We start from the raw sequence: 21,446 nt of genomic DNA on the forward strand, positions 1-21,446 counted from the left end.
TTCCATGCGAATCAAGTGATCGCCAGAATTGGCGGCAAGCATAGATCGGTCTTGTCGCCGCTTCGAGAATGGAACTCAAATTCCTTCCCGGCGGCATCCGAGTTGGCGGTGGTCCACGAATCGGACAGGGCCAGAACTGCCGCTGACGATGTTCTCCTGGCGCTCGAATAGGCGGCGACAAGGCCCACCGCCATCGAGGCATTCATTCCGCTCGCAGGAAATCCCATCCGCAAACCGGCCGTGCACCCCGGTGGCTATTCGCGCTTCCTCGATCCGCGCACGCAGCCCGGAGCACAGATGGACCGCGATCTGATGGCCGGGAGAAAGAGGGAGAGGGGCAGGGGCATGCAAGCAGGAGGAATGCCATGCCGCTTACAGCCCGACGACCATCCCAGGAACTCATCGATCTCGTAGGTGCTCTCGGTGGCACCTGGCATGGCCGCACCGCCATGTGCCTGTGCCCGGCGCATGCTGATAGCACACCAAGCCTCTCGATCCGTCAGGGCGATCGCGGTATTCTTGTCACTTGCTTTGCCGGTTGTGATCGCGAAGATGTCCTGCGCGAATTGCGCCGGATACCGATCCGGCAACACTACTCCTACCGGGACATGCCCGCGCGCGCTTCGGGCAATGCCGCACGGCTCTGGGAGGAGGGGCTTCCGATCCCGGGCACTCTCGCTGAGCGTTACCTGACGCTGCGGCATCTCGAGCCGCCTACCGATGATCTCCGATTTCATCCACGCTGTCCTTATCGTCCCAAGCCCTGGACCACGTTCCATCCCGCCTTGCTCGTGGCCGTGCGCGAAGGGCGGCGACTGACTGCCATCCAGCGCATCTTCCTCGACCGGGAAACCGGCAAGTACCGCATGAAGCTCATGCTGGGGCGGCCAGGGCAGGGGGCATGGCAAGGGGGAGGGCGGGCGGCTTCTTGCCTGGCGCTTGCCGAGGGCTTCGAAACCGCGCGGGCCTTCACCCTCATTCAAGGAGCTCCCTGCTGGGCGAGCTTGGGTGCACGGCGTCTCGATCAGATCCTGCTGCCGCAAGGTCTGACATCCTTGATCCTCGCCGTCGACAATGACGCCGAAGGTGAACTGGCGGCGGCACGCGCGGCGTTGCGATATGCTCGGCCCGGTCTTGAGATAACGTGGATGGCGCCGCGCGGCGTCAAAGACTGGGCGGAGGTATTGGAGGCGTCTATGGGATCATTGCGATGAACGAGGCCCGCAGGACGCATATCCGCTCGATCGCCCTGGACCGCGACGTGCGGTTCCTGCTGCATTTCACCCAAGCTGCGAATCTCACTGGGGTCGTGAAGCATGGCTTATGGCCGCGCCGCGATCTGGCAGCAGCCGATCATTTGGCATACGCCAGTGATTACGGCCGATTGGACGGAAACAAAGACGCCGTCTCTGTTTCGATTTTGTGCGTGAGCGAGCCGAGGTTCGCTGGCGGCGAAGAGGAGAGGCGAGACCTCGCACCCCATTTTCCCACCGACCGTGAAGCCGAAGTGCAAGTTTTTCAGCGGATCGAAGCCGACCACATTCCTGGTGCCATCGTCGGTCAACCGGGACTGGCGGAACCCGTGAGAGCTACTCTGAAATGGCTGTCCGGCCGACTGCGGCAGGTTGAATTTCAGGATTTCGGTCTGGTCTGAGGATAGAAGCGACTGCGGCGGTGGTCGATCGCATCCTCGCTACTGCTCCGATTCGAAGTTGCGGTTTTCGCGGCAATGCCAGAGGCGCAGTATGAAGATCGTTCCGGCCGCGATCTCGTAGCGCATCTCGTAGTTGCCGACGATGATCCGGCGGACCTCGCGCGGCTCATAGGCTTCCAGCTTCTCGCCGATCCTCGGATAATCGATCAGCCGATCCGGTGCGTGGGCGAGTTGCTGGACCACGCGCGCCGCCGCTTCGGGGGCGACCGGACCCAGATGCTCGTGCAGTCGCACAAGGTCCGACGACGCCTTGCTGGTCCACTGGATCTTCATTTGACCGGCGAGGGTAGCGGCTTGTCCGTCCCAAGGCTGTCGGCCCATGCCGTGATCGCCTGGTGGTCGATCACCCGTCCGGCATCGACATCCTCCAGGGCTTCGAGCGTCATCCGGTGACGCTCCTCCTCCTGATCGACCCAGGCGGCGAGCGCTTGCTTCACCACCCAGCCGCGCGAGCGTTCGAGTCGCGAGGCCATTGCTTCAACCTTTTCCGCGAGCCCCAGAGGGACATGCGCGGTCAATACCTTCGTCTCGGTCGCCATGTTTATCACCTGTTATCAGTCCGATTAAAATATAATCATACTGACGAGAAAACGCAAGTTGGGGAGCCGTGGAGTCGAGAACCGGGCGAAGGCGCTGGAGGCCGCGCTCCGCTATTTGCCGTCCTTCAAGGCGTCCTTGACCCGCTGCCGCATTTCCGCAGCCTCCGCCACGTCATGCGGCCTTAGATCGAAGCCGTCGGGCAATTGCCAGCGGCACCGATATTCGCTGGCGCGCATCGAATGGGACGAGGACAGGTGCCGCTGCAGGTTGCGTACACAAAGCGCCGAAAGAGTGTCGGAGCAGCGCGTTCCGGATTCGAACAGCCAGTCCAGGGCGGCTTGATCTGAAGGTCGCTCGGCTGTCTCAGGCCAGGGAGCATTCCGAGTGAAGGTCTTCGCCGACGACAGATCGGGCGATCGCCGCCAGATGGGGGTGATGGGTGAAGAACAGCACCTGCGTCGATCGCGCGAGTTCCGCCAGCACCCTGAAACCGGCCTCGGAACGCTCATCGTCGAAATTGACGAACAAGTCGTCCGCGAGGAAGGGCAGGCGAACACCGGCCGCGATGGATTGCTCGACAGCTGCGAGGCGAAGCGCGAGAAAGAGCTGGTCCGTGGTTCCCTCGCTCATCGCCCCGACGTCCACCACGGTCCTGCCATCGTCGCGCAACCCCAGGAGCCGTGAATTGGGTCCGTCGCTGTCGATCCGCAGCGCCGCATACCGCCCGATCGTCAGCCGGCGGAAGATCTCGCTTGCGCGCAGCAGCATGGGATCCTGATGGCGCTCGCGATATTGTTCAATCGCCCAGCGTAGCGTGACGGCCTCGGTTCGCTTCAGGATAAAATCTTCGGCAAGAACAGCGAGCTCGGCCCGGGCCTGCTCGGCATCCGAGGCCGCGTCGGCGGACGAGCCGCTTTGCGCCTCCAGACCGGCAAAGACTCTCCTGGCATCGCCGTGGGCGCTTGCGGCAGTGGCAACCTCATCGTTGAGCTGGGTCAGCTGCCCCGAGAGCGACTGGATTCGGACGGCCAGACCGTCAGCATCGACGTCTTCCAGGGACGCGACAAGCTCATCCAGTCCCTTGCCGTCGCCCGCCGCGACGATCGCGGCTTCCGCTTCGCTGACCGCGTGGCGCAGGGCGCGCGCTGCTCGCGAACGCTCGATGGCCGCACCCAGGCCCTGCAGGTCGGTAGCGCCCGTCTCCTCCAGAAGCGCGGTCAGCGAAGCCCAGGCCGCAGCATGCCGTGCGTCTTCGGCCGCCATCTCAGCGCTTCGGCCGGCAATGCTTTCCTCGAGTGCCTCCAGGACGCTTGCGGTCGAGCGCGCCGCCGAGAGCCGGGCCCGCATCCCTTCGAGTAGCGTCACTCCGCCGCCCGAGGCGGCAATCCCCAGCCTTTCGGTTAGGGCCGCAACGCTTTCGTCATGTTCACGCGCGTCTCTCGCTATGCCGTCGATGCGTGTCTGCAGGTCTCGCTGCGCGGCAATCGCGGCTCTGAGCTCGTCCAGGACGTCGAGAGTTGCCGGAGCGCTGGCTATGTCGAGATCGATGTCCGCTTCGACCAGCAGCGCGCGCCAGGCCTCCATCCGCGTCGCCATACTCTCATCGACACGCGTGCGGCGGCGCTGCAGACCTTCCGCATCCTGCCCGATTTGTACGAGTGCGGCCTCGTCGAGTCTGTGCTGCTCGGCGGCCGCCTCGCCGGCTTGCCGAATCCGTGTGGCGAAGGCGAGCAGCGGCAGGAGGTCTTCTCCCTTGGGCACCGACTCGTCTGCGAGGGCGGCGACCAGGCTGGCACGCAATTCATTGCGCCGCGCAACGATCGCCCTGGCATCGTCGTGGGCATCGATTGCCTCCTGATGTGCTGCTTCAGCCGTTTCCCGCTCGGACACCCAACCGAGGAACCGATTGGGCTCCAACGCCGGAAAGCCCGCCTCCGCCAACTTTCGTGCCCAGCCCGTCAGCGCGCTTTCGCGACGATCGCTTGCCGCCTGCGCGCGCGTGTCCGCCTGGTCAGCGGCCAGAAGGAGCCTGGTCCGGCGTTGACCCATGACCGTCAGACGGCTCGACTCGTCGGCGGCGGCGTAGCGGGCATCTCCGCGTTCATCTGCTCGAGCGACTGCCGTCTCATAAGCATCGACAGCTTCATCAGGGGAGGGGAGGGCCATGCCTTGCCGCATGTGCGCGCGCAGCGGTCGCCAGAACGCGTCGCGCTCGCTTCGAACCGCGGTGATCTCCTCGTCAGCCACCGCAGCGCCCGACGAGAGCTGCTCCATTTCGAGCGAGAGCGCCTCGGCCTCTTCGCGGGCGCGCGAAGCGGCGTCTGTTGCCCGCTGCAGATCGGTCTCGGCCTCGGCAAGGACGGATCGCACGTCTTCGATTTCGTGCCGTGCCAGTCTGGGAAGCGCGGCCAGGGCCGATGCGTCCCCGCTCCAGGGCGTGAGCCGAGCGAGCGCCACGTCCAGGCTGGCCGCGGCCCGGTCGGCTTTGCGCTGCGCCAGTTCGCAGCGCGCGTCCGCATCGGCCCCGAGGGTCCTGGCAAGGTCGATCGCCGTTACGATCGCGGTCAGATTTCCTGTTTGGGGGCGATCCGCAATCTTCCGCTCGATCGCGACACGCCTTTCAGCCAGGTCCTGCTCACTCTCGTCGATCTGCCGGAGCGCCGCGAGATCCTCGGCATGACCGAGCGCGATTTCGCGCAGTCTGGAACTTACGATCCGGGTGGGGGGATCGGAGGCGAGCGCGCCGGCTTCGGCGCGGAGCCGGGCGACAAGACCTCCCGATGCGGATCGCTCCTCGCTCAGACGCGCTAAGTCCTGTTGACCCTTTGTCACCGCGCCCGACGAAGCGATCAGCGCGTCGATTTCGGCGTCGTGGGCGAGGACCGACGGATCAGGAGAAAGCGCCTCGATCTGTGCCCGGGCTTCGTTCACCAGATTCTGCGCGGCGGCCCTTGCACGCGAAGCGGCCTCCATCTCGGCCATTGCCGCTTCGGCGGCGTGCTCGCGCTGCGGCCCGATATCAATCGTATCCATGTGGGCGGCAAGCGCCGCGAGATGGTCGCTGCGAAGACGGACGGCAGGCGCAATCCGGCGGATGCGCTCGAGGCGGCTGACCTCGGCAAGAACTTCGTCGCGCCGCCGCTGAACCTCTTCGAGCATCTGCTGGGCGTCCGCGACCGCGCCTTTGGCATCGAGCCAAGCCTTCGGCTTGAGGGCCTGGTCCCGGACTGCTCGGGTCTGCGCTTCGAAATCGCGTTGGGCCTGCGTGAAGCTCCGCCTCGCCGCGGCGCGTTGTCCCCAGATCGCATCGGCTTCGCTCTCGAGGCGAGCCAATTCGTCCGCAACACCCGTGAGCCCGGAGCCTGCGGCAAAGAGGGCTCGGCCCAGGTCGTTGCGGGCCTCGACCATGGCCCGCCCGCCCGCTCGCAGGCCATCCTGGTCGAGGCTGAAGGAGAGTGCGAATGTCTCGCGCGTCTGCCCCCGCAGCATGGCGAGCAGCATAGCTTCGTCGAGGAGACGATCCTCGGCATCGATCAGTGTCCCGGCCGTCCCCTTCTTGCGGCGACAAGCGAAGCTGTGCCCCTCGTCCTCGAGCACGGCCCCAACGCGCAGCAGGGCGTAGTCGTAGACGAAGTTGTAGGGAGACCGTGCCGGGAAACCGAACAACAGATCGGAGACCGCCGCAAGCGAGGTCGATTTTCCCGCTTCGTTGGCGCCGTACACCACGTGAAGATCGGGCTCGCCTTGGCGAAAGGAAAGCTCGCAATCCTCGAAACGACCATAACGCTCGAGTGACAGGGTGGCGAACCGCATCGCTCAGTCCCCCTTCGTCAAACGCGAGCGGAGCGCCTGGGCGGCGGTTCCGATGACCGCGTCCCACTTGCCGTCGCCGGCATAGCGGCGAAGGTCCGCTTCGTCGGCATCGGGGAGCAGGCTCTGCGCCGCGAGCAGGAAGGGCGCAAGGTCCGCGGCCAGCAGTTCGTGCAGTTGAGGATCGGTGGCGGCCCGATCGATCAAGGCAGCGAGATCGTCGCCGACAATCACCTCACCGGCGGCGGCGGGCTTCGTCACGAGCAGCTTCACTTTCTCGATGAAGAGATTGGGCGAGATCGAAGCGGCCACGGCGCGCGCGACGTCGCGCAGGTCCGCGGCGCTGTCGATGAGCGCGCCGGCGCTGTCGGTCTCGCCCGTCAGCACAAGCCGCGTAACGAGCGGCAATCCATCGCCGCCGTGCTGCCACGCTTCAAGAAGCGCCGAGCGCATGCGTTCCGCAATGCTATCGGCCGGCACGTCGGTACAGTCGATATCGACCGCGAGCCAGCGGATCACATCCAGATCCAATCGATCGATGGAGGAAACCTGACCATCCTCCACGGTGACGATCACCGCGCCCTTGGGGCCCGTCTCGCGGATCGTGCGACCCTGGATGTTGCCCGGGAAGACGACATGAGGCGCCTCGCACACGATCTCGTGTTGATGGACATGGCCGAGCGCCCAGTAGTCGTATTGCTTGGCTTTGAGATCATCCAGGCTGCAGGGCGCGTAATCGGCGTGGCCCTTCCGGCCTGCCAGCGCGGTGTGCAGCATCCCGATATTGAAGTGATGCTCCGCAGCGGCGGGATAGGACGGAACGAGATTGTCGGTGACAGCCGGTGTCGAGAAGCTCTGTCCGTGGACCGCGACCTGGAGCTCGGCAAGCAGATGGGTTTCCGGTCGGCGCGCGCTGAACAGGCGGACATTGGGCGGCCAGGGAATGCTGCGGGTGATGACGGAGGCGGCATCATGGTTGCCGGCGAGAAGGAACACCGGGATTTCGGCCCGATCCAGGCGGCCCATGGCGCGGGCGAAATAGAGGCCGGTGCTCATGTCCTTCCACTCACCGTCGAAGAGGTCGCCAGCGATCACGACGAAATCGACATCTTCGTCGATGGCGCGTTGTACCAGATTGTCGAAAGCCGCGCGGGTGGCTCCTCTTATGTCGTCCTCGGGCAGACCTTCATATCTCGACAGGCCATGGAGCGGGCTGTCGAGATGAATGTCGGCGGCATGCAGGAAACGAAAATCGCTCAAAACTCTTCCCCCCTCGAAAGCGGCGATATTCTCTGGGTCACCGCGATCCTCCGTTTGTGTAGTGCCCCATGGGAGAACACCCCCAACATGGCCGCAGAGCTATTGGCCATGCGTTCCGCACAGTCGCATGTATTGTAATCAGGGTTCCTCCGCCAGTTTCCCGACTCTTGCGAGGAAGAAACGCTCCCCCTCATAGCTCAAGTGATTTCATCTCGGCTGGCCGGTGCCTGTCGCCACCGACACTCCGGGATAATCCCAATTGCACGACGATGCGTGGATGGCGGATTCAGGAGATGTCATGACCCGCATCACGATTATCGATGGGCATCCCGACCCAAACGGGACCCGGTACGTTCATGCGCTTGCGGATGCCTATGCGGCGGGCGGCGAGGCGGCAGGCCATGAAGTGCGCCGGATCGAGATTGCAGAACTTGATTTCCCTATCTTGCGATCGGCCGGGGAGTGGCGGGACAATGCGCCCGCCGCCGCCATTCACAAGGCCCAGACAGACATTCGCTGGGCGAATCATGTGGTCATCCTTTACCCACTATGGCTCGGAGACGTTCCTGCCCTCCTCAAGGGTTTTCTCGAACAGGTCATGCGCCCCGGTTTTGCGATCGAGGAGGGTTCGGTCGGAGCGGCGGCCAAGCTTCTCACCGGTCGATCCGCGCGGATCATCGTGACGATGGGAATGCCCGCGCCCATCTATCGGCTCTTCTTCCGCGCCCATAGCCTCAAGAGCCTCGATCGCAACCTTCTGCGGTTCGTCGGAATTCACCCGGTGCGCTACTCGATTATCGGGAGCGTGGAAGGGCGCGCGTCGTCCGGGGAAAAATGGCTCCGAGCCGTCGCCCGGCTTGGGAACGCTGCTCGCTAGCATTGTCGGGTGAGCAGTGTGGTCAAGGCCTGGGTTCGCGTACCATCAGTACATCGGTATTCACCGCCGACAGCAACGCCTCGGCCTGACTGCCGATCGTCGCATGGGCAAAGCCGCTGCGGCCATGGGTGCCGAGGACCAGAAGGTGCGACTTCGTGCGTTCAAACTGGCGCATGATGACGCTGCCTGTCTCCCCTTCATCGACAATGGCTTCGATGCGGGAAGCCAATGACGCGAGTTCCTTCTGGGCAAGGAACGCCTCCATGCCCTCCTGGGCTTCGGTTCGCACATATTCCTTTACATCATCCGATTTCAGCCAGGCTTCGTACGGGACATGGAAGGCATGGACGACGGTGATGTCAGCTGCGGGAAAGAGCTGCGCGGCAGACAGAAGAGCCGCGCGTGAACAGTCTGAAAAATCGGTCGCGACGACGATCTGTTCATAAGGTCCCGTCGCGCGGCGCCGCACGACCAGAACCGGGGCTTGCGCATTGCGGACAATATGGTCGACAGCCGTGCCCAGCAGATAATCGCCGATGCTGTTGTAGCGCGCGACGCCGGTCACGATCAGATCGCTGCCGCGTTCCGCCGCTATTTGCGCCAGCATCTTGGGGGCAGACCCGGACCGCACGATCAGATTGGCGTCCTGCGCCGTGAGCGGCAATTCCGCACGCAGGCGCTCGACCGTCTCGGGCCCAGACGGTGCGCCTTGCCGCTCCAGGACGTGCGCTATCGTCAGTTTGCCGCCATGATCGCGTGCGATCTGCACTGCCCGGTCAAGCGGCCGATCACATCGTGCGGAGAAGTCGCTCGCCAACAACGTTTCGAAAGTCGCGGTCATGGTCTTTCCTTGAAGGCATATGAGAGATTGTGCGCGGACAGCTTTGGGTGAGACACCCGCCAATACCATAAGATAATCTACCTGCTCGGCGACAGTCTGCGCGATCAGGCACTGGGCCACAGCATTTTTCCCGCGTGACCACGCGCGGCCGCGCATCCGATCCAAAGGGAAGGGGGTGTGAAGGGCTGAGCTACCAGAAGGGTAGCCGCTCTGGAGACCCCTAAATGACCAACCTTTCTGATGCCGCGACGGCGGCTGAACGCCGCGCGACCACCCTCCTTGTCGAACGGCTCCGGTCCGTTGATCGCATTACCCGCGCGGATCTCAATGCCGCGATGGTCGCCGGATTTGGCGGCACCGATGCCGATGGCCTATGGACGCAGCGCGACAGTTTCAAGATTTTGGAGCATGCGCTCGCCCACCACCTCCAGTTCGGTCCCTATCCGCTGCGCTCACTCGCCGATGTCGGTGCGGCCTGCGACCTGCTCGACCGGCTGCCCACCCAGACGGTGCGCAGCGAGGAGCAGATCGAATGGCAGCAATTTTCGACACCCGTTGATCTCGCCGCGCTTGCTGTCGTCCTGGCGGCTATCGAGCCCGGAGATGTCATTCTGGAGCCGAGTGCCGGTAATGGACTTCTCATCGCCCATTGCCGGGATCATGCCGGTCTCCAGCTCAACGAATATGCCGCGCCGCGCCGCGCGCGCCTGAGACATGCCTTTCCCGATGCGGTGATCACCGGCCATGACGGGGCGACGATCAATTCCACGCTCGCAGACGCGCCGCGCCCCAGCATCGTCCTGATGAACCCGCCTTTCTCGCGCTCCGTGGGTCTCGGCGCCGACAGTCATGCCGCCGTCCGCCATCTCCAGGCGGCCCTGCGACGCTTGCAACCCGGTGGCAGGCTCGTTGCGGTCATGCCCGATTGGTTCGGCCCCAATGCACGCATGCGCGATCTTTTCGAGACAACGCTGCGTGATGTCAGCGTCCGGACGTCGGTCCGGCTCGAGAAATGCTATCTGAAGCACGGGACGTCAATCGCGGTCCGGCTCTTCGTCATCGACAAGGTCGGGGGCGGCGCCGTTCAGGCGACCATCCAGCGCGGATCGATCCGCGAATTGCTGGGAGCCCTGACCGTTCCCGAACGCAGCGCGATCACGACCGCGTTACCGCCGACGCCAAAGCGCTCCTCCAGCCTGTCCCTGTTCCGTGCGGTCAAGAGCACGCGGGCGGCGCCGAGGCCTTATCATGCGCCGGTTCGCAACAATATCCTGCCTGTCGGCTACACCGCGCTCGATGCGCCCGCGCCCTTGCTCGATCAGGTCGGCGTCTATCTGCCCTACAGGCCCAGTCGGATCGTGTTCGAAGCGGCCGGCGAGCATCCGACCGCGCTCGTGGAATCGGTGGCGATGGGATCGATCGCCGCGCCAATCCCCGACTATGTGCCTCACCTCCCGGAACGCACCGTTTCCGAGCGCCTGCTTTCCGCCTCGCAGCTCGAAACAGTTGTCTATGCGGGTCACGCCTGGTCCCAGTTTCTGCCCGGCCGGTTCACGCCGAGCAAGGAAGGTGTTGGTCTCGACGAAGCCGAAGGCGGCCGAGTCTATCGCAAGGGTTACTTCCTGGGAGACGGCACCGGTGCGGGAAAGGGGCGTCAGGTCGCGGCCTGCATTCTCGACAATTGGCTGCAGGGCCGGCGCCGCAACATCTGGGTCTCGAAGAACGAAACGCTGCTTGAGGATGCCCGGCGCGACTGGACCGCGCTCGGTGGCCTCGCGGCCGACATCCAGCCCCTTTCCAACTGGAAGATCGACCAGCCAATCGCGCTCGAGCAGGGCGTCCTGTTCGTCACCTATCCCACACTTCGCTCGGCGCGCGGCGATCACAGTCGCCTCAAGCAGATCATCGATTGGGCCGGCGACGATTTCGAAGGCGTTATCGGCTACGATGAAGCGCACGAGATGGGCGGCGTCGCGGGCGGCGAGGGGGCTCTCGGCCCGAAGGAGGGCTCGCAACAAGGCATTTGCGGGGTTCTCCTTCAGAACAACCTCCCCGGAGCCCGTGTGCTCTACGCTTCGGCGACCGGCGCATCGGACGTCAACAACCTGGCCTATGCTGTCAGGCTCGGCCTCTGGGGCCCGGAAACCGCCTTCACCAATCGCGAGCAGTTTATCACCGGTATTCGCAAGGGCGGGATCGCGGCGATGGAGCTCGTGGCGCGCGACCTCAAGGCGCTAGGTCTCTATACTGCCCGTGCGCTGAGCTTCGTGGGTGTCGAATATGAGATCCTGCGGCACGAACTGACGCCCGACCAGATCGCCATCTATGACAGCTATGCCGATGCCTGGGCGATCATTCATCGCAATATGGAACGCGCCCTTGAGTTGACATCGGTGGTCGACGGGTTGGAGAATGCGACGCTCAACAGTGGGGCCAAGGCCTCGGCGCGCTCGCGCTTCGAGTCCACGAAACAGCGATTCTTCGGTCAGCTGCTCCTTTCGATGAAGCTCCCGACGGTTATCGCTGCCATTCGCGCGCATGTCTCCGATGGCCAGTCCGTGGTGCTCCAGCTGGTGACGACGGCGGAATCCATTCTCAACCGGCGCCTTGGCGATCTCAATCCCGAGGAGCGCGCGGATCTCGAAATCGATCTCTCGCCGCGAGAATATATCATCGACTATCTCGAGCGTGCGTTCCCGACGCGGCAGATGCAGATCTTCAAAGACGACACCGGCACGCCGCGGTCACTGCCGATGACCGACGAGCACGGCAACCCCGTCTACAATCCGGAGGCCGAAGCGGCGCGGGCCGAGCTGATCGAAAAGCTCTGCGCGATGCCTCCCATCATGTCGGCGCTTGATGCGCTGCTCGAACATTTCGGGCACGAGACCGTCGCCGAAGTCACGGGCCGTACCAAGCGCCTGATCACCGCGAGCGATGGCAGGCAGAAACTGGAGAGCCGGTCGGCGCGCACGAGCCAGGCGGAGGCTGCCGCATTCCAGGCGGGGCGCAAGCGGATACTCGTCTTCTCCGATGCCGGCGGCACGGGGCGCAGCTATCATGCCTCGCTCGACGCGGCGAACCAGGAGCAGCGCGTCCATCTTCTTCTGGAACCCGGCTGGCGCGCGGATCGTGCGATCCAGGGGCTAGGACGGACGCACCGCACACATCAGGCGGCGACGCCGCTGTTCCGGCCGGTGACGACCGACTGCAAGGGCGAGTTGCGCTTCACCAGCACGATCGCGCGCCGCCTCGACAGCTTGGGGGCGCTCACGCGCGGCCAGCGCCAGACCGGCGGACAAGGACTGTTCGACCCCGCCGACAATCTCGAGAGCGAATATGCCTGCGCTGCTCTCCTGAGCTGGTTCGACCTGTTGGCGGCAGGCAAGCTTGCCAGCACCAGCCTCGACGAATTCCAGCACCGCACCGGTCTCGAGCTGGTCGACAAGGATGGCGTTCTCAAGGATGAAATGCCGCCTATACAGCGATGGCTCAACCGCATCCTCGCGCTACCGATCGCACTCCAGAACAGCATCTTCGACGAGTTCCTCGCCCTGATCGAGACCCGCGTCTCGGCGGCGCGCGATGCCGGGCGCCTCGATGTCGGGGTCGAAACGATCCTCGTCGATCGGGCGACACTCATTGATGATATCATATTGCGCACCGATCCGCTCACCGGCGCGACGTCGCACCTCCTCACCATCGAAATCGCGCGCCGCCGCAATCCGGTCACACTGGAGCGCATCCTGCGGATCGCCGATGGCGATGCCAGTGCCCGCTTCATGATCAATCGGAAGTCCGGCAAGTCCGCGCTCCGGACCCGGGCGCGGGCCCTGATGGAGGAGAAGGAAGGCACGCCGATCCCGCGTGTCGAGATGATGCGGCCGACGCGCAACGAATATATGCGCGAAGACGATCTTTATGAATCGTCCTGGGAGGAAGTGACACGCGAGACGTTCAGCACAACCTGGGCAGGCGAGGTGGAAGCGGCCCGCCAAGCCGTGGACAGCGAGACGATCCGGCTGGCCACCGGCCTGCTTCTGCCCATCTGGTCGGCGCTGCCGAGCGACCATCTTGCAGTCAACCGCATCGTCGATGGGGAAGGACGATCATGGTTGGGCCGCCTCGTCTTCGACGATCATGTTCCCCCACTCTTCGCCAGGCTCGGCATCGACCGCGCTGAGGCCCTACCGGCGGACGCTGTGGTCAAGGCGGTGACGGCAGGGCGGAGCATCGATGTCTCGCAACCGTTCCCCCTCACGATCAAGCGTTCGCTCGTCAACGGCTCGCCTCGCATCGAACTGGTCGGCTGTCCGCATGATCGCCTGCCGTGGCTCAAGTCGATCGGCTGCTTTACCGAAGTAATACAATATCGGACCCGTGTGTTCGTGCCGGTGCCATCGGCCGAGACAGTTTTGTCGGGCCTCTTCGAAGAGCCAAGTTGATGGCTCTTCGACGGTCCGGCGGCACGGCCTGTCAGTCGATCAAAGTCTTTGAGTTCTTCGGGTTTGACAGTGAACAACATCCCTCCTTTCTGACTGTCGTGCAGAGAGTTGAAAAGTAGGTTCATGAATGAAACGACCGAAGGTCAGGCCCCGCCGGCGTGAAGGGGTTCGATGTCCATACAGTGCCGCGCGCCCCGTCCCATGTTGCGATCGCTCGGTGCGCTGAAAAAATGTGCGCGGTTCACTGTGGTTGCCCAAAAGTTGGTCGAACCGGGGACTCGATTCTGCGATGGAATCTCCATGAGCAACAAATTCCCATTCGGGCCTGACAGCCCGTTGTATGAAGCCATGAAGCTGCAGCGCGAGCAGTCGGACCTTATCAAGCGGGCGATGGGCCCGAACTTTGCCCTGCCGAGCGCGATCAAGCCGCTGCCGAGCGTCTTCACGGCGCTGGACGCAGTCGAGAAGTCCGGTATCCTCAAGACCGCGGCGATGCTGAAGGGTACGCGCGTTAGCGACACGATAGCGGCAGCCGAGGCGCTGCGCATGAGTCGCGTCCCCGTGCTGAAGGACTTCGCCTCCACGAGCTGGTTGTTGCAGATCCAGAGGACCGCCATGGGGATTAACCGTGATCCCACCGGCATTCTGGCGGCACAAAAGCTGCTGATTGGCTCGACGATCGCGGACATGGTGAAGCTTGGCAGCATGTTCGAGGCGAACAGGGCGATAATCGGAAAGCTGATGGCTGGCTCGCAGGTCGGCGATCAGATCAAGGCGCTGAGCGAGCGCATGGCGCCCAGCCTTGGCATCCTGAAGGTCGCGGCGGAGCGAGCGCGCACGATCGACATGATGACCTTGCGCGCCACGGCCGAGGCTGTGGCGACGAGCAGCGCGGTCGTCATGGCCGAGCAGGTGATCGAGGCCCACCGCCTGATCGAAGCGATCGGCCACGCTGAAGATCCGGCACAGAGTGTCGACCTGCTGGCGGCATTCATGCAGCTGATAGGCGTGATCTTCTCGACGTTCGGCGATAACACACTGAAGGAGCTCCGCAATGTCGGTGCGATCGCGCTCATCGGCTTCATCATGACCGTCTATGGCATCTACAAGGAGGTCGTCCCTGCAGACCTGACGCCAGCAGAGCAGAAGGTCCATGCCGAGATGAAAGTCCAAGTCGAGACCCTGCAGGAGAAGATCGACAAGATCATCGCCGCCAATCAGAAGGCAGACGAAGCCTATGTCGCGAACCTCCCCCGCGCAGAGCTGAAGCGTGACGCGCCGATCCGTCGCGAGCCGCAGGGCAAGGCGCAGATACTGATGCGCGGCGATGCCGGCACCTTGCTTGCCGTGAAGGATAGCCGCGGTAAGTGGCGGCTCGTGGTCTATCGCGATCCGCTCACCGACCAGCTCTCCGAAGGCTGGGTCTTCGCGCCGGCAGTCGAGCTGCTGAACATACCGGAACAGTAACCTTCAACGACTGAAGGGCCGCGCGCAGGCGCCGCCCGGCGCGCTCAGAAGGAGTCGATATTCTCGGCGATGATTAATCGGCATAAGCAAGGCTTATTACGCCGAGCTGCAACGGGCCAGCCAGAGCAACCGGATCGATGACCGGCTGGGTTGGTTCGCCGGTATCGTGCTGGAGGCGCATGGGCGAACGATCGAGAGTATCCGTTTCTTGATCGAGAAGACGTTGATCCGCATGACGGCCTAATGGCCGGACGGCTTCGCTGGGGGGCTGAGCGCGCGCGACTATCGGCACGATCCCGGATGCCGCTTCGGCGACCGCCACGCGCGATCTGGCAGGGCTGGTCGAACTGAGCGCATTAAAGCGGGTCGGCGAGCGGCGATTGCGCGTTATCATCTGGCGATCGTCACCAGCGCCCGCGAAGCTGTTGGATGGCACCTTAAGGTGCGCGTCGTGTGCTCAGAGGTCATTCAGTGTATTTATTGCGTTGCAGATGCCAGCGAGTCGGGGAAACTTCTCGGGACCGGAGAAGTTCATAGATCCGAGGCACAATTGAAACCTTAGGGGGTAATGTGCAACGCTTCATCCTGCACGAAAACTTGAAGAAATTCAGGGCCTGCCTGGGCGCAGACGTTGCCGACACCGAGCGCAGCTATCTGCTGCAGCAGATCCGTTCAATTCAACGCGAGCTTGCATTGCTCAACGCCGCCGCACTTGGCGTGCAGAGATATCCTATTGAATTTGGCGCGCTATCATCATGTGATCGGAGCCTTTTTCAACGCCTGACGGAGACCTCTACCCAGCCTACGATGATCATCGATCCGAGGGCTGGTATGCGAATCCTCGACGTCAACGATGCGCATACTGCCATCACCTATACCGAGCGCAGCAGAGTGGCCGGAGAAAGGCTCTTTGACGTCTTTCCGGATAATCCGGATCTTGAGGATGCAACCGGCGTCGCAGGCTTGTTTGATTCCATCCGCATCGCGGCACAGGGACGGCGCCAGCATGCCATGAAAGCACAGCGCTATGACCTGCGGGGTTCCGATGGCCGGTTTCTCGAGCGCTATTGGCAGACGGTGTCCGTTCCGATCCTGAATGACGAAGCGCAGCTGGTGTGCATTCTGCATCAAGCACGAGATGTCACCGAAACAGTCGGCACTGCGGGTTTCGTTGGTCATTGACACCCTCTAATGACGTCTCATCGGCGGTCAGCGCCGCTCTCACAGGAGAAGTCCGTCACATTCAGATTGTGAAGCATCGCGTAGCGGTGACGACGTTTACCTCGAGATCGGGGGGAGGGCGTGTCCAAAGCGGCGAGGATAGCTTCGCGAGTGGTGCGCCATTGGTATTCCGAAACTCGGGGCGGTTTCAGCCCACAGTGAGTTTCATGATTTCATGATGGGTAACTCGGCAAGGCTGTTTCTCAGGCGCAGCATGTCCCATGGCAGATGTTCGGCGATGGCAAGGCCAACCATATCCACTGCCGCGCCGATCTCTTTCAACAGGCGCACCACCTGGTCCAGCTGCATACGGCCTTGCTCTATTCCATCGAAGGCCCCCTCCGGCATGCCCGGCCTGTTGAACAGCAGCGGAGAAAAATGAGCCGGATCGAGGACATCGAGGTCGAAATGTACCGCAAGATGCGTGATTCCCTCGGTCTCGATCCAGTCGAGGATTGGCCGGCTGCTGTCAGCAAGGACGGCTGGCGGGATATGCCGGATGCCCAGTTCCTTCAGGATCAGGTCTTCATCCGCGTTCCATCCCTGCATGCCGGCGATCATCACACGCCGGGCGTCCAGCTTGCGGGGCACTTCTGCCGTGAAAGCCTCGTCGCCCCGGCCAAGCAGCAGGGCAAGCACATGGGCATGGGCGTGCGAAAACTCGGCAGCGCTCATCACGTCGGGATGGGCATCGAGCCAGAGAACGCCCAGCTTTTCACCATATCTGCGGCTTAGATACGCCATCGGCGCAAGATCGACCAGGCAGTCGCCGCCAAGCGTCACGATCCGATCGGGCGCATGCCGCTCGATGGCTTCGCGCGCCGCTCTTGCTTGAGACAAGAGGGCGGCGCACCACTTGATGCCACGGCTAACCGGCGGGGAGCTTCCGTCCGGTTCCGGAACCGCCACGGTTTCCTCGGGGCCGTCATGCGGCGGGGCAAGCCAGCGCAACAATTCGGAACCAAAGCTATAGGCGGGTTCATCGCCACCCTGCCATTGCGGCATGTTCAAACGGAGCGTCGTGGAGGTCACCGCAGATCATATTCTTTCGAGGCCGGAAGAGAAGACAATGTAGGTTGTCCGGCGGAAAAAAGCCACGCCCACGGGGCGCCCCGGGGTTCGAGAGGGAAGGGGGAGTGATGCTGGTGTCCGGGCTGATCCGGATGCCAGAAGGAGTTCCTCCGATGACCACGACCGTTAAGCTCTCGAAGCTTACGCTTTCTCCCATCAATGTCCGCAGGCGGCCCGACGACCTGCTGGAAATACCGCAGATGGCCGCCGATCTCGAAGCTCGCGGCGTACTCCAGAACCTGCTCGTCACGCCTGTGAAAAAGCCGCGCGGCACTTTCGAGGTCTTCGATGGCGGTCGCCGCCTGCGCGGTCTGCTCATGCTCGCCGAGCGCGGCACCATCGACCCTGAAACCTACGATGTTCCCGTCAAGGTTCTCGTCGGCGACGAGGCGACCCTGTCCGAGACCTCGACCGCGGCCAACTTCCATCAGCTCAAGATGACGCCTGCCGAGGAATGCCGCGCGTTCCAGTATTTCATCGGTCTCAATAATGATATCGACGGTGTCGCCAAGCGCTTCGGCCTCACCCGTCGGTTCGTCGAGGGCCGCCTGCGGCTCGCGACCCTGGCCGAGCCCATCTTCGAGGCGCTGAGCGAAGGCACCATCACGCTGGACGTCGCCAAGGCCTATGCCTCGACCGAAAACCAGGAGAAGCAGCTTCTCGTCTGGAACAGCTACGGCACCAGCTATGCCAATGCCGACACTATCCGCCGCGTCATCGCCAACGAAACGATGAAGTCGACCGATCCGGTCGCGATCCTGGTCGGCGAGGACCGCTATGCCGAGGCTGGCGGCAAGATCGACCGCGACCTTTTCAGCGACAGCGGCGACAAGTGGGTGAACCCCGAGATCGCGCAGCGGCTCGCCGCGGACATCATGGAAGCGGAAGCCAAGCGGATCGGCGAGGAACTCGGTCTCGCCTGGATCCGGCCGATTGCGTCGAACTACACGCATAGCGCGGCGACCGGCCTCTACCGGGTGATCCTGCCGCAGCCTGATTTCACCGAGGCGCAGCTGGCCCGCCTCGATGCGATTGCACAGCGGCAGGAAGCCATCGCCGAGGAGATGGATGACGAGACCATCGATGAGGATGCCTACAAGGCGCTCGACCAGGAATATGATGCCCTGTCCGAGGAAGAACACGCGCTCCACAACATCCCGCCGGTGCTGCCTGACGAGATCAAGCCGCTCGTCGGCGCGTTTCTCAAGCTGACGCCCAGAGGCGAGATGGTCCTCGACACCGAATATTATAGCGAGGAACCGGTCAGCATCGGCGGCGCTGATGAAAACGGCGAGGACGACCACGGCGATGGTGCCGGCGGTGGCGGTTCGACCGGCCCGGGCGGCAGCTACACGCCGCCTGCTCCGCCGCCCGAAGCGATCGCCCCGGGCGGCAAGCCGCTCAGCGCCCGGCTCTACGATGAGCTGGCGATGCAGCGGCGCGACGTGCTCGCAGCGACCCTGCTCAGCCATCCGGCCCTGGCGCTCGACTATGCGCTCTTCGTCATGATTGACGATCGCGCCAGCACGTTCAGCGCCTATGGCTCGACCATTCGCGCTCGCTCGCCGCAGGATCCGGTGAGTGGCGACCAGCCGACGACCCGCGCGCGGGGCTATCTCGCCGAAGCCCATGACGGGCTCGATGCGAGTTGGCTGGAGCACAAGTCCGAGGTCGACCGGTTCGAGGCGTTCCGGGCGCTCGACGACGACAGCAAGGCGGCCTGGCTCGCCTACATCGTGGCGATGTCGCTCGAAGCGAAGGCGAGCTACCGCGCCGAGCAGTGTCCGCTCCACAACCGGTTGGCGACGATCATGGATGTCGATGTCGCAAGCTGGTGGCGGCCGACATCCGAGAACTTCTTCGACCGCATCAGCAAGGGCTCGATCCTGACGCTGCTCGCCGATGTCGGCGGCGCGGCGCTGACCGCGCGCCACGCGACGATGAAGAAGTCGGAGATCTCGGAATCGTGCGCGAAGCTCTTCGCGGGCGAAGCGATCGTCGAGCCCGAGGTCCGGGACGCGGCGCTTGCCTGGGTGCCCGACGCCATGCGCTTCCTCGACAAGACCGAGGCGGACGATCTCGAACCCGCCGAAGGCGATCCTGAAGAGCAGGCGATCGTCGAGCCCGAGGATGCCGAAGAGGTTGGCGTGGCTGGCGTCGACGAGACAGTGTCCGGTGCCTGCGAAATCGAAGCGGAATCGCCCGATCAGGACGCTCTCGCGGCCTGACGCCGCTTTCTCCTGGATGCCTTGCCGCCGGCGCGTGGTCCCGTGCCGGCGGCCTTTTCCCCTTCCGCACGGAGAAGCGCCATGTCCCTTGCGAAACGCACGAGCCGCGATGTCGCCGCCGAAATCACCGACCTCATCATCCGCAAGCTCGAGGAGGGTGTTCCGCCCTGGTCGAGGCCCTGGCGGCTGAACGGGGCGGGCGGACGCCCGCTGCGTCATTGCGGCACGCCGTATCAGGGCATCAATACGCTTTATCTCTGGGCGCTCGGCGATGCCCAGGGTTATCGTTCGCGTTACTGGATGACCTGGCGCCAGGCGGAAACGCTAGGCGGGCACGTCCGCAAGGGTCAAACCGGCGCGCTTTCGGTTTATTATTCCTCGTTCAAGAAGCGTGAGGAGCACCCCGAAACCGGCAAGCAAGTGGAGCGGAGCATCCGGTTCCTGCGCCATTACATCGTGTTCAACGCCGATCAGATCGACGGTCTTCCAGCCTATTTCTACCCCTCTGACGAACCGGAGCAGCCTCTGATCCCGTCCGAGCGGCAGGCGGCGATCGACGCCTTCTTCACGGGAATCCCTGCCGACGTTCGCCATGGCGGAAACCAAGCCTACTTCACACCGACCTTCGATCATATCCAGCTGCCGAACCGAACGGCCTTCCGCAGCATGGATCACTATGCGTCGACGCGTTGCCACGAGACGGTTCACTGGTCGGGCCATTCCAGCCGACTCGCACGGACCTTCGGCAAGCGCTTCGGCGACAAGGCCTATGCGTTCGAAGAACTGGTCGCGGAGATCGGGGCGGGGCTCTGCTGTGCTGACCTTGGTCTGCCCAACGTCCTCCATGACAGTCATGCGAGCTATGTGGCGCATTGGCTCGGTATCCTCCGCGGCGACAAGACCGCGATCATCCACGCTGCCGCCAAGGCTGAACAGGCTTTCGCGTATCTCAAAAGCTTCGGCGCGGCGAGCAAGGCGCAGCCGGCAGCCGACCGGATGCACGTCCATCGGGGCCACCCCCACGCCGAGGTTCAGTATTTCAGGCCGGTATCACAAAGCACCGTTGCCACGACGGCATCAGCCGTCAACCGCCCCGATGCCAGCAGCTTTGCCGCGGCGCAGACGTTCGCAGCGGCAGAATAGCCGACGTACAGGCCCTCGCGATGGGCCAGAGTACGCCGCCACTCTTCAGCTTCATCATCGCTGATGCCGACACTCATATCCATCAGCGACGGATCCCAGTGCGGCGGAACCGTGCCATAACCGATGCCCTGGAGTTTATGCCGGGCGTCGAGCACCGGTTCTCCGGCCAGCGGCCGCGCGTTCAGCGGTTCGACAGCGGCGCAGACCGTACCGGGATTGGCGCGCTTCAACGCCTTTGCAACGCCCACGAAGGTGCAGCCCGTGCCGACCGCTGCAACCCATCCGTCGACCGGGCCACCGAACTGCGCCAGGATCTCCGGGCCTGTCGTGGTCTCGTGCGCTGCGATCCCCTCTGCAGCGTTGAACTGATCGACGTAGAAACCGTCACGCGCCCGGGCGATCGCGCAAGCCGCCTGTGCGGCAGCATTGACATCGGAACCCGTCACCTGGCCCGGGCTTCCATCCACCTGGGCGATGAGCACCACTTCGGCGCCGAGTCCTTCGAGCATCTTCGCTCGCGCCGGACTGTTGCCTGCCGACATCGTGACGACGAGGGGATGGCCGAGCGCGGCGCATGCCACCGCCAGTCCGGCGCCCATGTTTCCGCTCGTCATTTCCACGACCGGCATTCCCGGCTTCAGCCGGCCATCCTCTCTTGCGGCAAGCAGGATCGCCTTGGCGGCACGGTCCTTCACACTTCCCCCGGGCAGCAGGAACTCGGCCTTGGCGATGATGCGACCAGGACCCGTGTAGATGCGATCCAGTGCGATCAAAGGCGTGCCGCCGATTATCTCAATGGCCGACGCGGCGAGCATGACTTCTCCGACAA

General features: G+C 63.6%; 17 protein-coding genes. 8 read left to right on the forward strand and 9 right to left on the reverse strand.

The genetic code is table 11. The features are described from left to right. Positions 1-11 precede the first annotated feature (11 nt). Positions 12-194: a hypothetical protein gene (locus tag WFP78_RS08535; protein ID WP_020819384.1), complete on the reverse strand. Its 183-nt coding sequence runs from the start codon at positions 192-194 to the stop codon at positions 12-14. Between the two features lie 171 nt (positions 195-365). Here WFP78_RS08535 and WFP78_RS08540 point away from each other — a divergent pair, with 171 nt between their 5' ends. Together WFP78_RS08540 and WFP78_RS08545 are read left to right on the forward strand one after the other, a co-directional pair. Continuing rightward, positions 366-1,214 (forward strand): DUF7146 domain-containing protein, encoded by an 849-nt coding sequence (locus WFP78_RS08540; protein ID WP_066521295.1) that lies wholly within the window; start codon positions 366-368, stop codon positions 1,212-1,214. Beyond that, complete coding sequence (locus tag WFP78_RS08545) at positions 1,211-1,654, forward strand: hypothetical protein (protein WP_020819387.1); 444 nt, start codon at positions 1,211-1,213, stop codon at positions 1,652-1,654. Before WFP78_RS08540 ends, WFP78_RS08545 begins: the two co-directional genes overlap by 4 nt. Before the next feature lie 39 nt (positions 1,655-1,693). On the opposite strand, the gene WFP78_RS08550 is transcribed toward WFP78_RS08545, so the two are convergent. The 4 genes from WFP78_RS08550 to WFP78_RS08565 form a co-directional block, all read right to left on the reverse strand. Further along, entirely contained in the window at positions 1,694-1,987 is a 294-nt protein-coding gene (locus tag WFP78_RS08550; protein WP_020819388.1) for a type II toxin-antitoxin system RelE/ParE family toxin, read from the reverse strand. Continuing rightward, positions 1,984-2,253 (reverse strand): CopG family ribbon-helix-helix protein, encoded by a 270-nt coding sequence (locus tag WFP78_RS08555; protein ID WP_020819389.1) that lies wholly within the window; start codon positions 2,251-2,253, stop codon positions 1,984-1,986. The genes WFP78_RS08550 and WFP78_RS08555 overlap by 4 nt, the downstream gene beginning before the upstream one ends. A gap of 364 nt (positions 2,254-2,617) precedes the next feature. Continuing rightward, positions 2,618-6,067 (reverse strand): ATP-binding protein, encoded by a 3,450-nt coding sequence (locus WFP78_RS08560; protein WP_020819391.1) that lies wholly within the window; start codon positions 6,065-6,067, stop codon positions 2,618-2,620. A gap of 3 nt (positions 6,068-6,070) precedes the next feature. Next, positions 6,071-7,324 carry a metallophosphoesterase family protein gene (locus tag WFP78_RS08565; protein WP_020819392.1) on the reverse strand — a complete coding sequence of 418 codons (1,254 nt, stop codon included), beginning with the start codon at positions 7,322-7,324 and terminating at the stop codon, positions 6,071-6,073. 298 nt (positions 7,325-7,622) lie between these two features. On the opposite strand from WFP78_RS08565, the gene WFP78_RS08570 reads away from it, so the two are divergent. Further along, positions 7,623-8,201: an NAD(P)H-dependent oxidoreductase gene (locus WFP78_RS08570; protein ID WP_089220679.1), complete on the forward strand. Its 579-nt coding sequence runs from the start codon at positions 7,623-7,625 to the stop codon at positions 8,199-8,201. Positions 8,202-8,223: 22 nt separating this feature from the next. On the opposite strand, the gene WFP78_RS08575 is transcribed toward WFP78_RS08570, so the two are convergent. Beyond that, the gene (locus WFP78_RS08575; protein ID WP_089220673.1) at positions 8,224-9,198 is read right to left on the reverse strand and encodes a universal stress protein; all 975 of its coding nucleotides are present in this window, start codon (positions 9,196-9,198) and stop codon (positions 8,224-8,226) included. A gap of 68 nt (positions 9,199-9,266) precedes the next feature. On the opposite strand from WFP78_RS08575, the gene WFP78_RS08580 reads away from it, so the two are divergent. Both WFP78_RS08580 and WFP78_RS08585 read left to right on the forward strand, forming a co-directional pair. Continuing rightward, positions 9,267-13,487, forward strand: coding sequence for a strawberry notch family protein (locus tag WFP78_RS08580; RefSeq protein ID WP_336960649.1), 4,221 nt, complete (start codon positions 9,267-9,269; stop codon positions 13,485-13,487). Positions 13,488-13,787: 300 nt separating this feature from the next. Continuing rightward, a complete protein-coding gene (locus tag WFP78_RS08585; protein WP_179220877.1) occupies positions 13,788-14,954 on the forward strand; it encodes an SH3 domain-containing protein in 1,167 nt (388 codons plus the stop codon). Positions 14,955-15,027: 73 nt separating this feature from the next. Here WFP78_RS08585 and WFP78_RS08590 read toward each other — a convergent pair whose 3' ends face one another. Next, the gene (locus WFP78_RS08590) at positions 15,028-15,348 is read right to left on the reverse strand and encodes a hypothetical protein (protein WP_179220876.1); all 321 of its coding nucleotides are present in this window, start codon (positions 15,346-15,348) and stop codon (positions 15,028-15,030) included. A 176-nt stretch (positions 15,349-15,524) separates the two neighbouring features. On the opposite strand from WFP78_RS08590, the gene WFP78_RS08595 reads away from it, so the two are divergent. Next, positions 15,525-16,136, forward strand: coding sequence for a PAS domain-containing protein (locus WFP78_RS08595; protein WP_020819394.1), 612 nt, complete (start codon positions 15,525-15,527; stop codon positions 16,134-16,136). A gap of 204 nt (positions 16,137-16,340) precedes the next feature. Here WFP78_RS08595 and WFP78_RS08600 read toward each other — a convergent pair whose 3' ends face one another. After that, positions 16,341-17,207: an arginase family protein gene (locus tag WFP78_RS08600; protein WP_021222983.1), complete on the reverse strand. Its 867-nt coding sequence runs from the start codon at positions 17,205-17,207 to the stop codon at positions 16,341-16,343. Between the two features lie 152 nt (positions 17,208-17,359). Between WFP78_RS08600 and WFP78_RS08605 the strand changes: the two genes are divergently transcribed. Both WFP78_RS08605 and WFP78_RS08610 read left to right on the forward strand, forming a co-directional pair. Beyond that, on the forward strand, positions 17,360-19,474 hold the full coding sequence (locus WFP78_RS08605; RefSeq protein WP_020819396.1) for a ParB/RepB/Spo0J family partition protein: 2,115 nt from the start codon (positions 17,360-17,362) through the stop codon (positions 19,472-19,474). Between the two features lie 81 nt (positions 19,475-19,555). Beyond that, complete coding sequence (locus WFP78_RS08610; RefSeq protein WP_081796477.1) at positions 19,556-20,617, forward strand: ArdC family protein; 1,062 nt, start codon at positions 19,556-19,558, stop codon at positions 20,615-20,617. Here WFP78_RS08610 and WFP78_RS08615 read toward each other — a convergent pair. Further along, the gene (locus WFP78_RS08615; protein ID WP_020819407.1) at positions 20,506-21,432 is read right to left on the reverse strand and encodes a PLP-dependent cysteine synthase family protein; all 927 of its coding nucleotides are present in this window, start codon (positions 21,430-21,432) and stop codon (positions 20,506-20,508) included. The two genes, WFP78_RS08610 and WFP78_RS08615, sit on opposite strands and share 112 nt — an antisense overlap. Positions 21,433-21,446: the final 14 nt, after the last annotated feature.

This window comes from Sphingobium aquiterrae, from assembly GCF_037154135.1.
Lineage (GTDB): Bacteria > Pseudomonadota > Alphaproteobacteria > Sphingomonadales > Sphingomonadaceae > Sphingobium > Sphingobium aquiterrae.